The following is a 13,009-nucleotide window of genomic DNA, read 5'->3' as shown; positions in this document are numbered from 1 at the left end:
CGTGCCTCGTTAGACCAGCCGCATCACGCCGGAGGCATGCCGTGGGGGCCGACCCGAAAACCATCGCCGTCATCGTGGTCGCCGCCGGCCTCGGCGAACGCATGGGCGGCGCGCCCAAGCAGTACCGGCCGCTGGCCGGCCGCGCCGTGCTGGCCCGCACCATCGAGGCCTTCACCCGGCGGCGCGACGTGACCTGGGTGCTGCCGGTGATCCACCCCCAGCACGCGGAGCGCTACGCGGCGCTCGGGCTCAGCCATCCGCGGCTGCTCGACGCCGTACCCGGAGCGGCGACCCGCCAGGGCTCGGTGCTGGCCGGACTCGAGGCGCTGGGCGAACGCGCGCCGGACCTGGTGCTGATCCAGGACGCGGCGCGGCCGCTGGTGAACGACGCGGTGATCGACGGCGTGCTGGCGGCGCTGGGCGCTGCCGCCCTCCCCGTGGTGCCGGTGACCGACACGATCAAGCGATCGTCCGACGGGCGGATGGTGGACGGCACCGAGGATCGCCGGCAGCTGTTCGCGGCGCAGACGCCGCAGGGCTTTGCCTTCGCCGACATTCTCGACGCGCATCGCCGGGCGGCGGCTGCCGCGGACGACTTCACCGACGATGCATCGATCGCTGAATGGGCCGGCATTCCGGTGACGCTGACCGCCGGGTCGGCGCGCAACATCAAGCTCACCCATCCCGAGGATTTCGAACGGGCGGAGCGGCTCTTGGGAGGCGGCAGCATGGAAACCCGGACCGGCAGCGGCTTCGACGTGCATCCGTTCGAGCCGGGCGACGCGGTGTGGCTGGGCGGCGTGCGCATTCCGCACGGCGCGCGGCTCAAGGGCCATTCGGACGCCGACGCGGCGCTGCATGCCCTGACCGATGCGATCTACGGCGCGCTGGGCGAAGGCGACATCGGCTCGTTCTTTCCGCCGTCGGACCCGCAATGGAAGGGCGCCGCCTCAAGCGTGTTCCTGAAACATGCCGCCGGGCTGGTGGCCGAGCGCGGCGGGCGGCTCGTCAATCTCGACCTCACGATCGTCTGCGAAGCGCCCCGCATCGGGCCGCATGTGCAGGCGATGAAGGCCGCGATCGGCGCCGCGGCCGGAATTGCGCCGAGCCGGATCGCGGTGAAGGCCACCACCAGCGAGCAGCTCGGCTTCACCGGCCGCTCCGAAGGCGTGGTGGCCATGGCGACCGCGACGATCGAACTGCCACGGGAGGACTGAATGCGGCTACCGGACGACATTGCGCAACTGGCCAAGGAGGTCGGCGCCGCCGCGACGGCCAAGGGGGTTACCGTGACCACCGCCGAAAGCTGCACCGGCGGGTTGCTGGCGGGCGCCCTCACCGCCATTCCGGGGGCGTCGGACACGTTCTATGGCGGCTACGTTACCTATGCCAACGAGGCCAAGCTGGCGATGATCGGCGTTCCCTACGGCGTACTGCGCGAATTCGGCGCGGTCTCCAAGGAAACCGCCGAGGCGATGGCGGAAGGCGCCATGCACACCGCCGGCACGCATCTGGCGGTTGCCGTCACCGGCATTGCCGGCCCCGATGGCGGCAGCCGCGAAAAGCCCATCGGCCTCGTGCATTTCGCCGTGGCGACGGCGGATGCGACCCGGCATCTCAAGAAAACCTTCGATCCGAGCTGGAGCCGCGACGAAATCCGGCAGGCCAGCGTGATCGAGGCGCTGAAGCTGATGAAAAAGGCGATCGCATAACCGCGTTCCAAATCGCGCGAACACGCCGCTGCGATTTGGAACCGCCATCGCCGGATCAGTGGCGCAGCAGCGCTGCGGCAGAGACGTGGAACTGCTGGAGCTGGCCGTTGTCGCCCCCGGTCAGGGCCGGGCTGCCGCCGTTGCCGAGGCCGCCATTGGGGCCGCCGTCGGGCCCGGTGCCTTCGGGCGAACCATCGTCGCAGCTGCCGTAATATTTGCAGTCGTCGTCGCCCGGAGGCGAATCCGGCAGGCGGGTGGTGTTGACCTTGGGCAGTTTCGGGCCCGGGTTGGGATTGACGCAATGCGGCGTGCCGTATTTGCAGAGCGCAAAAGCGGGCGTCGCGCCGAAGGCCAGGACCGTGAGCGACGAGGCGATCACGAGGGTGCGGATCATGGACTGCATGGGGCTCTCCATCGATGTGCCGCTTGATTGCGGCATGCGCGGACGATGGAGCCGATGGCTTGAACCGGCACTGAACGGCAGCTTCAGCTTGGTCTGACCCGCGGCAATCCTAGTCGCCGAAGCGGCGGTCGGCCTCCTCGACGAAGGCGTCGAGGATCTCGTCCTGCTTGGCGGCGAAGGCGGCCTCGGCCACGGTGGCGATCAGCGGGTTCGAGAATTTGAAATCGATGTCGAAGCGGATGCGCGTCCCCGCCCCTTCCGGCGTGAAGGTCCATTTGCTGTCGAGATAGCTGAACGGCCCGTCGACCGCCCTGGCGGTGATGGTGTGGGCGCTGCGGTCGGCCGTCACCCGGCTGGTGTAGGACTGCGTCATCGGCCCGAACTGGATCGTCATTCTGGCGAAGCGGACGTCGCCTTCGGCGCCGTCGTCGCGCTTGACCTGCATATCCTTGCAGTTGGGGACGAACTCCGGATAGCTGTCGAGGTCGTTCACCAGGTCGAACATGCGGTTGACCAGATGCGGCACGTGCCGTTCGAGGAACAGATCAGGCATGCTTGGCGAGCCGGGCGGCCTTGAGGGCGGCGAAATCCTCGCCGGCATGGTGGGACGAGCGGGTGAGCGGGCTGGCCGAGACCAGGAGGAAGCCCTTGGTCCTCGCGATGGTGGCGTAGGACTTGAATTCGTCGGGCGCGACGTAGCGGATCACCGGATGGTGCTTGCGCGTCGGCTGCAGGTACTGGCCGATGGTGAGGAAATCGACATCGGCCGAGCGCAGATCGTCCATGAGCTGCAGCACCTCGTTCCGCTCCTCGCCCAGCCCGACCATGATGCCGGACTTGGTGAACATCGTCGGATCGAGCTCCTTGACCCGCTGCAGCAGCCGGATGGAGTGGAAGTAGCGGGCGCCGGGCCGGACCTTGAGGTACTTGCTCGGCACCGTCTCGAGGTTGTGGTTGAAGACGTCGGGCCTGGCCGCGACGACCACCTCGAGCGCCCCCTCCTTGCGCAGGAAATCGGGGGTCAGCACCTCGATGGTGGTCTGCGGCGTGCAGGCGCGGATCGCCCGGATCACCCTGGCGAAATGCTCGGCGCCGCCGTCGATCAGGTCGTCGCGGTCGACCGAGGTGATGACGACGTGGTTGAGGCCAAGCTTCTGCACGGCGTTGGCGACGTTCCCGGGCTCGTTGGGATCGAGCTGGGTCGGCAGGCCGGTGGCGACGTTGCAGAAGGCGCAGGCGCGCGTGCAGATCTCGCCCATGATCATCATGGTGGCGTGCTTCTTGGACCAGCACTCGCCGATATTGGGGCAGCCGGCCTCCTCGCAGACGGTGACGAGGTTGTGCTCGCGCACGATCTGCTGCGTCTCGCGATAGACCGGCGAGCCCGGCGCGCGCACGCGGATCCAGTCCGGCTTGCGCAGCACTTCGGTGTCGGGCCGGTGGACCTTCTCGGGATGGCGCGGGCGGGCGTCCAGCAGGGTGACCACGAAACTCCTTAGTGCCCGGCGATCAGCCGGGCGATGAGCACCACGATGATCGCGCCGACCGTCGAGGTGATGATCTGGCTGAGCCAGATGTTGCTGACAGGCAGCCTGATCTTCAGCAGCGAGAACAGATAGCCGCCGACGAACGAGCCGATGACGCCCGACAGCAGATAGGTCAGCAGCCCGTCGCCGCCGACGATCCAGCTCGCGAGCCAGCCGGCGATGGCGCCGATGACCAGGAATACGATGACGTGGCGCATGGTGTCGTCGCGCAATATCGATCCGCCCTCGCCGCCCTGCCGCTCCGGAATGCCCATGTTCAACCTCTCCTGCACCCGGCGCTGATATCGACATCCCGCCGCTTCGGATCAACCCCGCTCATTTGGCGACGATCCGGGCGATGATGATGACGATGATCGAGCCGATCACCGCGGTGACGAGGTCGTTGAGCCAGCCTTCGAGCGGCAGGCTGGTGTGGGTGAGCTTCAGCACATAGCCGCCTACCAGGGCGCCGATGACGCCGATGACGAGATAGCGCACCAGCCCGCTGCCGCCCAGGATCAGGCTCGCGATCCAGCCGGCGGCAAGGCCGGTGAGCAGGAAGATGACGAGCGAGGTGACTTCAGCCGACATGGTTCGCCTCAGATGTTGAGCGCCCGGCCGTAGGCGTCGAGCACGCTTTCCTTCATCATCTCAGACAGCGTCGGATGCGGGAAGATGGTGTGCATCAGCTCTTCCTCGGTGGTTTCGAGGTTCATGGCGACGACGAAGCCTTCGATCAGCTCGGTGACCTCGGCGCCGACCATGTGCGCGCCCAGCAGCTCGCCGGTCTTGGCGTCGAAGATGGTCTTGACCATGCCCTCGGGCTCGCCGAGCGCGATCGCCTTGCCGTTGCCGATGAACGGGAAGTGCCCGATCTTGAGCTCGCGCCCGGTCTCTTTCGCCTTGGCCTCGGTGAGGCCGACCGATGCGACCTGCGGCTCGCAATAGGTGCAGCCGGGGATCTTGCGCCTGTCGAGCCCGTGCACCTTGAGGCCGGCGATGGTCTCGACGGTGATGACGCCCTCATGCTCGGCCTTGTGCGCCAGCATCGGCGGACCGGCGACGTCGCCGATGGCCCACACGCCCGGCACGTTGGTGCGGCCATGGTCGTCGACGACGATGGCGCCGCGCTCGATCTTCACGCCGAGCTTTTCGAGCCCGAGATTTTCGGTATTGCAGACGACGCCGACGGCCGAGATCAGCGCGTCGCCGGGCACCTCCACCTTGCTGCCGTCCTTGAGCTCGACATGGGCGACGACGCCCGATTTGGACTTGTCGACCTTGGTGACCTTGGCCTCGATCATGAATTTGATGCCGCGCTTTTCGAAGCGCTTCTTCACCTGCGCGGCGATCTCGGCGTCCTCGACCGGCAGGATCTGCGGCAGCAGCTCGATGATCGTGACCTCGGCCCCGAGCGAGCGGTAGAACGAGGCGAATTCCATGCCGATGGCGCCCGAGCCCATCACCACCAGGGATTTGGGCATTGCCTTCGGGGTCATCGCCTCGAAATAGGTCCAGATGCGCTCGCCGTCGGGCTCGATGCCGGGCAGCACGCGCGGGCGGGCGCCGGTGGCGACGATGATATTTTTGGCCTTGTAGGTCCCTGCCCCGAGCGTGGCCTTGGGCGGCGGCACCTGCGGCTGCATGGCGGGCTTTTTGGTCGGCTCGACCTTGATCTCGCCGGGACCGGTCAGCACCGCCTCGCCCCAGATGATGTCGACCTTGTTCTTCTTCATCAGGAACTGGACGCCGTTGTTCATCTGCGCCGCGATCTGGCGCGAGCGCTTGATGGTGGCGGCGAGGTCGACGCCGAACTTGTCGGCGGTAAGGCCGTAATCCTTGGCGTGCGCCATGTGGCCGTAAATCTCGGCCGTGCGCAGCAGCGCCTTGGTCGGAATACACCCCCAATTGGAGCAGATACCGGCCATGTGCTCGCGCTCGACGATGGCGGTCTTCATGCCGAGCTGCGCCGCGCGGATGGCGGCGACGTAGCCGCCGGGGCCCGCGCCGATGACGATGAGATCGTAGGTATCGGCCATTGGGGCCTCCTAGAGTCCGAGGAGCTTGCCGACGAGCGGGGCCAGGGCCTCGCCGATGGCGCGCGTGTTGGCGGCGTCGAGATGCACGCCGTCGTTCGGGTCGGGGCGTGCCACGGTGGACGCATCGAAGAACGCGACCCCCGCCTCCTCGGCGCGCTGCCGGTACCATCTGGCGAACTGCCGCGATTCATCGATCGCCGGCTGGCCGCCGAAATGCAGCAGCATCTCGGGATGCTGCGTGTCGCCGATGTGCGGCGGCGCCACCAGCACGATGGGCATCGCCGCGCCGCAATGCGCCCGGACGATCTCGATCAGCCGCACGGCACCCTTGGACGCCTCCATGGCGGTGCGGCCGAGAAACGGCTTCAGATCGTTGGTCCCCAGCATGAGGACAACCATGTCGAGCGGCCCGTGCGAGTGCAGCAGCGTCGGCAGCACGCGCGCGCCGTTGCGGTCGGCGCTGGTGAACCAGTCGTCGTGCACCGTGGTGCGGCCGCCCAATCCCTCGGCGACCACCCGCGCCTTGCCGCCGAGCCCCGCCTCGAGCCGCGTCGGCCAGCGATCCTCATAGGCATGCCGGGCCCCGCCGGGGATCGGATTGGCGCCATAGGTCAGGCTGTCGCCGTAGCAGAGGATGGTTTTCATGCCAGCATCATCACCGGGGTTTCGATGAGCGCCTTGAACGCCGCGAGCAGCTCGGCGCCGAGGGCGCCGTCGACGGCGCGGTGGTCGCAGGCGCAGGTGACGGTCATGAACTGGCCGACCTTGACCTGGCCCTTGTCGGCATAGACGCGCTCCTCACCGACGCCGACGGCAAGGATGGTGCCGTGCGGCGGGTTGATGACGGCGGAGAACTGCGTGATGCCGTACATGCCCAGATTGCTCACCGAGGTCGAGCCGCCCTGGTATTCATGCGGCGCCAGCTTCTTGTTGCGGGCGCGGCCGGCGAGATCTTTCACCTCGTCCGAGATCTGGCGCAGCGTCTTCTGGTCGGCCGACTTCACCACCGGAGTGAACAGGCCGCCCGGCACCGCCACGGCGACCGCCACGTCGGAGCGCTTGTGGTAGAGGATCGAATCCACGGCCCAGGTGGCGTTCGCGGTGGGCACGCGCTGCAGCGCCATGGCCCACGCCTTGATCACGAAGTCGTTGACCGACAGCTTGTAGACGGGCTTGCCGTCCTTGAGCGGCGCGGCGGCATTGATCTTCTCGCGCGCCTCCATCAGCGCGTCGATCCGGCAATCGAGCGTCAGGTAGAAATGCGGGATGGTCTGCTTGGCTTCGGTGAGCCGCGCCGCGACGGTCTTGCGCATGCCGTCGTTTGGAACGACGTCATAGCTGCCCTCGGGGAACAGCGCCATCACCTGCGCCTTGCTCATGCCGGCGGCGAGCGCGCCTCCGGAAGTTGGCGCAGCCGCGGGGGCGGCCTTGAGCGGCGTCTTGCCGGATTTCGCGGCCTCGACGTCGGATTTCACCACGCGGCCATGCGGGCCGGAGCCGGCGATCGCGGAGATATCGATGTTGGCCTCTTTGGCGAACCGGCGGGCGAGCGGCGAGGCGAAGATGCGGGCGCCGTTGGCATTGGCTGCGCTGCTGCGCGCGATCTCAATGGTTTGGGCAACTTGCGCTCGGGCGTCGACTTCCTTTGCTGGGATGGCCGCTGTACCGGTCGTCACCGGAGCGGGTGCTGCAACGGGCGCCGGTGGCTTCGGTGCCTCAGCCGCCTTCGGCGCCGCAGGCGCCTTCACATCAGCCGCGCTCTCGCCCTCGGTCAGCAGCACCGCGATGACGGCATTGACCTTCACATTGTCGGTGCCTTCCGGGACGACGATCTTGCCGATCTTGCCCTCATCGACCGCTTCGACTTCCATCGTCGCCTTGTCGGTTTCGATCTCGGCGATCACGTCGCCGGAGGAGACGCTGTCGCCCTCCTTGACGTGCCATTTGGCGAGCTTGCCCTCCTCCATGGTGGGGGACAGCGCCGGCATGGTGATGTTGATGCTCATCCTCGCCTCACTCGCCGATGTCTTCGTTCCACACGGACGGATTGTTCCTGATGAACTCCGCCATCATGTGCTCGCATTTGGGGTCGTGGTAGTCCTTCACGGCCACCCCCGCGAGGGTCATGACGTCCTGAAAACCCTTGAAGTTCTTGCTCTCGGCCACGACCACGCGCGAGATGCCGAACTGAATGATCGTTCCAGTGCACATCATGCAGGGGCTGAGCGTGGTGTAGCAGGTGACGTCGCGATAGGTCTTCTGCCGGCCGGCGTTCTGGATCGCGTCCATCTCGCCATGCAGGATCGGGTCGCCCTTCTGCACCCGGCGGTTGTGGCCGCGCCCGATGATCTCGCCATTGCGCACCAGCACCGAGCCGATCGGAATGCCGCCCTCGCGCAGCCCCTGCTGCGCCTCCTCATAGGCGGCATCGAGGAATTTGCGGTCGATTTCGTCCTGCGTGGGCATGATCCTCATCCCCGATACGTCACGGCGTTCACCGCGGCGACGACGTCGTCGACGCTGGGCAGCGCCAGCTTTTCGAGATTGGCGGCGTAGGGCATCGGCACGTCCTTGCCGGTGATGCGGGTGGGCGGCGCGTCGAGATAGTCGAACGCCTCGGCGATGACCCGCGCGGCAAGCTCGGCGCCGATGCCGCCCTGCGGCCAGCCCTCCTCCACCGAGACCAGGCGGCCGGTCTTCTTGACGCTCTCGATGACGGTCGCCGAGTCCATCGGCCGCAGCGTGCGCAAATCGATGAGCTCGACGTCGACGCCGGCGGCGACCAGTTTTTCGGTCGCCTGCGTGGCGTAGCGCATGCCCATCGAGAAGCTGACGAGCGTCACATCCTTGCCGGCGCGGGCGATGCGCGCCTTGCCGATCGGCAGCACGTAGTCGTCGACCTTCGGCACCTGGCCGGTCGAGCCGTAGAGAATCTCGTTCTCGAGGAAGACGACCGGGTTGTTGGAGCGGATGGCGGCCTTGAGCAGGCCCTTGGCGTCGGCGGCCGAGAACGGGGCGACGACATAGAGGCCGGGCACGTGGCTGTACCAGGCCGAATAGTCCTGGCTGTGCTGCGCGCCGACGCGCGAGGCGGCGCCATTGGGGCCGCGGAACACGATCGGGGCATGCACCTGCCCGCCGGACATATAGAGCTGCTTGGCGGCGGAGTTGATCACCTGGTCGATCGCCTGCATGGCGAAGTTCCAGGTCATGAATTCGACGATGGGCCTCAGGCCCGCGAAGGCGGCGCCGATGCCGATGCCGGCGAAGGCATGCTCGGTGATCGGGGTGTCGACCACGCGCTTGGCGCCGAACTCGTCGAGCAGGCCCTGGCTGACCTTGTAGGCGCCGTTGTACTCGGCCACCTCCTCGCCCATCAGGAAGATGGTCTCGTCGCGGCGCATCTCCTCGGCCATGGCCTCGTTCAGCGCCTGGCGCACCGTCATCTCGACCATCTCGACGCCGGCCGGCAGGTCGGGGTCGGCGGCCGGCGTGAAGGCCGGCGCGGCCGCGGCGGCGGGCGCCTTGGCCTCGGCGGGGGCAGGCGCCGGCGCTTCCGCCGTCACCATCGACGGGGTGGCGGAGGCGGCGGGCGGCTTGGGCATCTCCTCACCGGGAGACTCGCCCTCTCCGAGCACGATGGCGATCGGGGTGTTGACCTTCACGCCCTCGGTCCCCTCGGGGATCAGCAGCTTCGACACCTTGCCGCTGTCGACGCTTTCGACCTCCATGGTCGCCTTGTCGGTCTCGATCTCGGCCAACACGTCGCCGGGATTGACGGTGTCGCCTTCCTTGACCAGCCATTTGGAGAGCTTGCCCTCCTCCATGGTGGGCGACAGCGCGGGCATCAGGATGTTCGGCATGATCGGCTGTCCTCAGGCTTCGGCGTAGATGTCGGTCCAGAGCTCGGCGGTATCCGGCTCGGGATCGTTGGTGGCGAAGTCGGCGGCCTCGGTGATGATGGCGCGCACCTCGGCCTCGACCTGCTTCAGGCTGTCCTCGGTGCCGTAGCGCTTTTCCAGAATGCGGTTCTTGACCTGCTCGATCGGATCGTGCTCGGCGCGCATGGTGGTGACCTCGTCCTTGCTGCGGTATTTCGCCGGATCGGACATCGAATGGCCGCGATAGCGATAGGTCAGCATTTCGAGGATGTAGGGGCCCTTGCCCTCGCGCGCGTGGGCGATGGCGCGCTTGGCGGCGTCGTGCGTCATGCGCACGTCCATGCCGTCCACCTGCTCGCCGGGAATGTCGAAGCCCTCGCCGCGGCGCGCGAGGTTGGTCTGGCCCGAGGCGCGCTCGAGCGAGGTGCCCATGCCGTAGCGGTTGTTCTCGATGATGTAGACCACCGGCAGCTTCCACAGCTTGGCCATGTTGAAGCTTTCGTAAACCTGCCCCTGGTTGGCGGCGCCGTCGCCGAAATAGGTGAGGCTGACGGTGTCGTCGCCCCTGAACTTGCTGGCGAAGGCGAGGCCCGTGCCGAGCGACACCTGGGCGCCGACGATGCCGTTGCCGCCGTAGAAGCGGTGCTCGTTGGAGAACATGTGCATCGAGCCGCCCTTGCCCTTGCTGAGGCCGCCGCGCCGCCCGGTCAGCTCGGCCATCACGCCCCTGGCCTCGAGCCCCATGGCCAGCATGTGGCCGTGGTCGCGATAGCCGGTGATCTGCGCGTCCTCGCCCTTGCGGCTGGCCATGGTGACGCCGGTGACCACCGCTTCCTGGCCGATATACAAATGGCAGAAGCCGCCGATCAGGCCCATGCCGTACATCTGGCCGGCCTTCTCCTCGAAGCGGCGGATGAGCAGCATGTCGCGATAGGCGGCGAGCTCCTGCTCCTTGCTGAATTCAGGGATGTTGGAGAGGGAAGCGGATTTTTCCGCTTTCGGGGCGGGCTTGCGCGCCATTCATCGTCTCCGGATGCCGCTTGTGAGCATGGCATTACGCCATCGGCTGCGAGGGTAGCGCAAGGCTTTCGTCGAGCGCAATGCAGTAATTGCAGCAGGAAACGGCGCTATCAGTCTATGCCGCTTTCGATTTTTGGCATTGCCCCAGATTCGGTTGACGTCGCCTGTGAACCGGAGACAGGTTTACCGGTGTTCGGATCGATCATCACCACCATGTCGCCCACCTGCGCCATCGACAGCATCGCCCGCGCCTTCTCGGTGAGAATGTCGGGGTCGAGGCTCTTGGGGGCAAAGAGCGACACCTTGTGGCGGTAGGAGTCGATGGCGGCCGCGAGCCCGCCCGACTGCACCTTCAGCGTGTCGATGTCGGCCAGCATCGTCTTGCGGCCCTCGATGCCGTAATTGCCCACCAGCGCGCTCCAGCCCAGATAGCCCTGGAAGGCGACGAGAGCGGCGGTGACCAGCAACTGGCGCCAGAGCGAGGGACGGCGGAGACGGGTGGACATGGACGACGATGGCCTCGCTGACGGTTGCGGCCATCTTAACACCCCCCGGTTGAAGGGGGATTAATGTGCCGCGCCGCGCCCCCTAAGCGGCTGCGGCGCCAGCGCAATCGAGGTGCTTATGCCAGCGCCCTGAAGGCGTCGCGGCCGGCATAGCGGCCGGAGCTGCCCAGCATCTCCTCGATGCGGATGAGCTGGTTGTACTTTGCCATGCGGTCGGAGCGCGACACCGAGCCGGTCTTGATCTGCCCGCAATTGCAGGCGACCGCGAGGTCGGCGATGGTCGAATCCTCGGTCTCGCCCGAGCGGTGCGACATCACCGTGGTGTAGGCGTTGCGGTGCGCCATATCGACGGCGTCGAGCGTTTCGCTGAGCGAGCCGATCTGGTTGACCTTGACCAGGATGGAATTGGCGACGCCCATCCTGATGCCCGAGCGCAGCCGCTCGGTGTTGGTGACGAACAAATCGTCGCCCACGAGCTGCAGCTTCTTGCCGAGCGCGGCGGTGAGCGCCTTCCAGCCCTCCCAATCGTCCTCGGCCATGCCGTCCTCGATGGTGATGATCGGGAATCTGCCGGCGAGGCCCTCGAGGAATTTGACGTTGTCGTCGGACGAGAGCGTCTTGCCCTCGCCGCTCATCTCGTACTTGCCGGCCTTGAAATATTCGGTCGAGGCGCAGTCGAGGCCGAGCGCCACGTCCTTGCCCGGCTCGTAGCCGGCGGCCTGGATCGACTTGACGATGTACTCGAGCGCCGCCTCGGCGGAGCTGAGGTTGGGAGCGAAGCCGCCCTCGTCGCCGACATTGGTGTTGTGCCCGTCGGCGTGCAGCGCCTTCTTGAGGGTATGGAACACCTCCGAGCCGATCTGCATGGCGTGCGCGAAGCTTTCGGCGCCGATCGGCAGGATCATGAACTCCTGCATGTCGATGGGATTGTCGGCATGGGCGCCGCCATTGATGATGTTCATCATCGGCACCGGCAGCACATGGGCGTTGGGGCCGCCCAGATATTTGTAGAGCGGCAGGTCGGAGCTTTCCGCCGCCGCCTTGGCCACCGCCAGCGACACGCCGAGGATGGCGTTGGCGCCCAGCCGGCCCTTGTTGGGCGTGCCGTCGAGCTCGATCATGGCGCGGTCGACGCTGATCTGGTCGAGCGCGTCGAGGCCCTCGATCTCGGAATAGATCTCGGTGTTGACGAAATCGACCGCCTTGGTCACGCCCTTGCCGAGGAACGGCTTGCCGCCGTCGCGCAGCTCGACGGCCTCGTGCGCGCCGGTCGAGGCGCCGGACGGCACCATGGCGCGGCCGAAGCTGCCATCGTCGAGCACCACGTCGACCTCGACGGTCGGGTTGCCGCGGCTGTCGAAGACCTGGCGGCCGGTGACATCGATGATGGAAGACATTGCCGAAACCTCTGCTGCAACCGATTGCCGCCCTTGTTAGACAAGCCCCGCGACAATCGGAAGGGCTCCGGCGGAATTTTTCGCCCGGTTCCGAGCGGGCATGGCGGAGCGGCCGACGGCCCTGCGGCCTCGGAGTCTGCCCTGCCGCGGGACGGACCGGTCCCGTGGACGGAGTGCGCCGGGCGCCTCCGAGACTGAAGACTGAGTGCGAGGCACCCAGCGCAGCTCCGCGGCGGGATTTTGGGAGCGGCCGGGCGGGAGAGCGCCTTTGAACGCCCTGCGACCCACTGCCGGACCCGGACGGCGCGACCGCCGTCCGCCCGTCTCGCCCACCCGGCCCCTCGTCAGGACCGCCACGGTGGCGGTGGGCGACGGCGACACTGTAGCGCCGCCCCGGGCGAGGCGGACCGGCGGACGCAAAGATTGTTGCAAGCGATTGCGGGGACTGCGGAATCCGGCGCCGGCGGCGGGGATATCGATGTCGATGCCGTACCGTCTGGATCGTTGTTCTTGGGCGCCGCGCGG

The 13,009-nt window shown here is 67.1% G+C and carries 15 protein-coding genes; 2 read left to right on the top strand and 13 right to left on the bottom strand.

Going from position 1 to position 13,009, the window contains the following annotated elements; translation table 11 throughout:
• Nucleotides 1–41: 41 nt before the first annotated feature.
• Entirely contained in the window at nucleotides 42–1,217 is a 1,176-nt protein-coding gene (locus BGO82_RS09085) for a bifunctional 2-C-methyl-D-erythritol 4-phosphate cytidylyltransferase/2-C-methyl-D-erythritol 2,4-cyclodiphosphate synthase (RefSeq protein ID WP_291305235.1), read from the top strand.
• Nucleotides 1,218–1,712 (top strand): CinA family protein, encoded by a 495-nt coding sequence (locus tag BGO82_RS09080; protein ID WP_291305234.1) that lies wholly within the window; start codon nucleotides 1,218–1,220, stop codon nucleotides 1,710–1,712. It abuts the gene before it with no gap.
• Nucleotides 1,713–1,767: 55 nt separating this feature from the next.
• On the opposite strand, the gene BGO82_RS09075 is transcribed toward BGO82_RS09080, so the two are convergent.
• The 13 genes from BGO82_RS09075 to eno all read right to left on the bottom strand — a co-directional run bounded on the left by BGO82_RS09075 (nucleotide 1,768) and on the right by eno (nucleotide 12,484).
• The gene (locus BGO82_RS09075) at nucleotides 1,768–2,115 is read right to left on the bottom strand and encodes a hypothetical protein (protein ID WP_291305233.1); all 348 of its coding nucleotides are present in this window, start codon (nucleotides 2,113–2,115) and stop codon (nucleotides 1,768–1,770) included.
• Between the two features lie 109 nt (nucleotides 2,116–2,224).
• Nucleotides 2,225–2,668, bottom strand: a complete 444-nt coding sequence (locus tag BGO82_RS09070; RefSeq protein WP_291305232.1) for a type II toxin-antitoxin system RatA family toxin — start codon at nucleotides 2,666–2,668, stop codon at nucleotides 2,225–2,227.
• Nucleotides 2,661–3,602 carry a lipoyl synthase gene (gene lipA / locus BGO82_RS09065; protein WP_291305231.1) on the bottom strand — a complete coding sequence of 314 codons (942 nt, stop codon included), beginning with the start codon at nucleotides 3,600–3,602 and terminating at the stop codon, nucleotides 2,661–2,663. The genes BGO82_RS09070 and lipA overlap by 8 nt, the downstream gene beginning before the upstream one ends.
• A gap of 8 nt (nucleotides 3,603–3,610) precedes the next feature.
• Nucleotides 3,611–3,916: a GlsB/YeaQ/YmgE family stress response membrane protein gene (locus BGO82_RS09060; protein ID WP_291305230.1), complete on the bottom strand. Its 306-nt coding sequence runs from the start codon at nucleotides 3,914–3,916 to the stop codon at nucleotides 3,611–3,613.
• A 61-nt stretch (nucleotides 3,917–3,977) separates the two neighbouring features.
• Entirely contained in the window at nucleotides 3,978–4,232 is a 255-nt protein-coding gene (locus tag BGO82_RS09055; RefSeq protein WP_291305229.1) for a GlsB/YeaQ/YmgE family stress response membrane protein, read from the bottom strand.
• Nucleotides 4,233–4,240: 8 nt separating this feature from the next.
• Complete coding sequence (gene lpdA / locus BGO82_RS09050; protein ID WP_291305228.1) at nucleotides 4,241–5,680, bottom strand: dihydrolipoyl dehydrogenase; 1,440 nt, start codon at nucleotides 5,678–5,680, stop codon at nucleotides 4,241–4,243.
• 9 nt (nucleotides 5,681–5,689) lie between these two features.
• Nucleotides 5,690–6,325, bottom strand: a complete 636-nt coding sequence (locus tag BGO82_RS09045; RefSeq protein WP_291305227.1) for an SGNH/GDSL hydrolase family protein — start codon at nucleotides 6,323–6,325, stop codon at nucleotides 5,690–5,692.
• A complete protein-coding gene (locus BGO82_RS09040; protein ID WP_291305226.1) occupies nucleotides 6,322–7,686 on the bottom strand; it encodes a pyruvate dehydrogenase complex dihydrolipoamide acetyltransferase in 1,365 nt (454 codons plus the stop codon). Before BGO82_RS09040 ends, BGO82_RS09045 begins: the two co-directional genes overlap by 4 nt.
• Before the next feature lie 7 nt (nucleotides 7,687–7,693).
• The gene (locus tag BGO82_RS09035) at nucleotides 7,694–8,146 is read right to left on the bottom strand and encodes a nucleoside deaminase (RefSeq protein WP_291305225.1); all 453 of its coding nucleotides are present in this window, start codon (nucleotides 8,144–8,146) and stop codon (nucleotides 7,694–7,696) included.
• Between the two features lie 5 nt (nucleotides 8,147–8,151).
• The gene (locus BGO82_RS09030) at nucleotides 8,152–9,543 is read right to left on the bottom strand and encodes a pyruvate dehydrogenase complex E1 component subunit beta (protein ID WP_291305224.1); all 1,392 of its coding nucleotides are present in this window, start codon (nucleotides 9,541–9,543) and stop codon (nucleotides 8,152–8,154) included.
• Between the two features lie 12 nt (nucleotides 9,544–9,555).
• Nucleotides 9,556–10,581, bottom strand: a complete 1,026-nt coding sequence (gene pdhA, locus BGO82_RS09025; protein ID WP_291305223.1) for a pyruvate dehydrogenase (acetyl-transferring) E1 component subunit alpha — start codon at nucleotides 10,579–10,581, stop codon at nucleotides 9,556–9,558.
• Nucleotides 10,582–10,691: 110 nt separating this feature from the next.
• Nucleotides 10,692–11,087 carry a hypothetical protein gene (locus BGO82_RS09020; RefSeq protein ID WP_291305222.1) on the bottom strand — a complete coding sequence of 132 codons (396 nt, stop codon included), beginning with the start codon at nucleotides 11,085–11,087 and terminating at the stop codon, nucleotides 10,692–10,694.
• A 116-nt stretch (nucleotides 11,088–11,203) separates the two neighbouring features.
• Nucleotides 11,204–12,484: a phosphopyruvate hydratase gene (gene eno, locus BGO82_RS09015; RefSeq protein WP_291305221.1), complete on the bottom strand. Its 1,281-nt coding sequence runs from the start codon at nucleotides 12,482–12,484 to the stop codon at nucleotides 11,204–11,206.
• Nucleotides 12,485–13,009: the final 525 nt, after the last annotated feature.

The organism is Devosia sp. 67-54 (assembly GCF_001899075.1).
Classification (GTDB): domain Bacteria; phylum Pseudomonadota; class Alphaproteobacteria; order Rhizobiales; family Devosiaceae; genus Devosia_A.
The sequence above is the reverse complement of the archived record's forward strand: the minus strand, read 5'-3'. Positions and strand labels throughout refer to the sequence as shown.

Bases quoted from the DNA above. Each gene is read 5' to 3' on its own strand.
- BGO82_RS09080 (WP_291305234.1), top strand. From the start codon at position 1,218: ATGCGGCTACCGGACGACATTGCGCAACTGGCCAAGGAGGTCGGCGCC.
- BGO82_RS09075 (WP_291305233.1), bottom strand. From the start codon at position 2,115: ATGCAGTCCATGATCCGCACCCTCGTGATCGCCTCGTCGCTCACGGTC.
- BGO82_RS09070 (WP_291305232.1), bottom strand. From the start codon at position 2,668: ATGCCTGATCTGTTCCTCGAACGGCACGTGCCGCATCTGGTCAACCGC.
- BGO82_RS09060 (WP_291305230.1), bottom strand. From the start codon at position 3,916: ATGGGCATTCCGGAGCGGCAGGGCGGCGAGGGCGGATCGATATTGCGC.
- BGO82_RS09055 (WP_291305229.1), bottom strand. From the start codon at position 4,232: ATGTCGGCTGAAGTCACCTCGCTCGTCATCTTCCTGCTCACCGGCCTT.
- lpdA (WP_291305228.1), bottom strand. From the start codon at position 5,680: ATGGCCGATACCTACGATCTCATCGTCATCGGCGCGGGCCCCGGCGGC.
- BGO82_RS09045 (WP_291305227.1), bottom strand. From the start codon at position 6,325: ATGAAAACCATCCTCTGCTACGGCGACAGCCTGACCTATGGCGCCAAT.
- BGO82_RS09040 (WP_291305226.1), bottom strand. From the start codon at position 7,686: ATGAGCATCAACATCACCATGCCGGCGCTGTCCCCCACCATGGAGGAG.
- BGO82_RS09035 (WP_291305225.1), bottom strand. From the start codon at position 8,146: ATGCCCACGCAGGACGAAATCGACCGCAAATTCCTCGATGCCGCCTAT.
- BGO82_RS09030 (WP_291305224.1), bottom strand. From the start codon at position 9,543: ATGCCGAACATCCTGATGCCCGCGCTGTCGCCCACCATGGAGGAGGGC.
- pdhA (WP_291305223.1), bottom strand. From the start codon at position 10,581: ATGGCGCGCAAGCCCGCCCCGAAAGCGGAAAAATCCGCTTCCCTCTCC.
- BGO82_RS09020 (WP_291305222.1), bottom strand. From the start codon at position 11,087: ATGTCCACCCGTCTCCGCCGTCCCTCGCTCTGGCGCCAGTTGCTGGTC.
- eno (WP_291305221.1), bottom strand. From the start codon at position 12,484: ATGTCTTCCATCATCGATGTCACCGGCCGCCAGGTCTTCGACAGCCGC.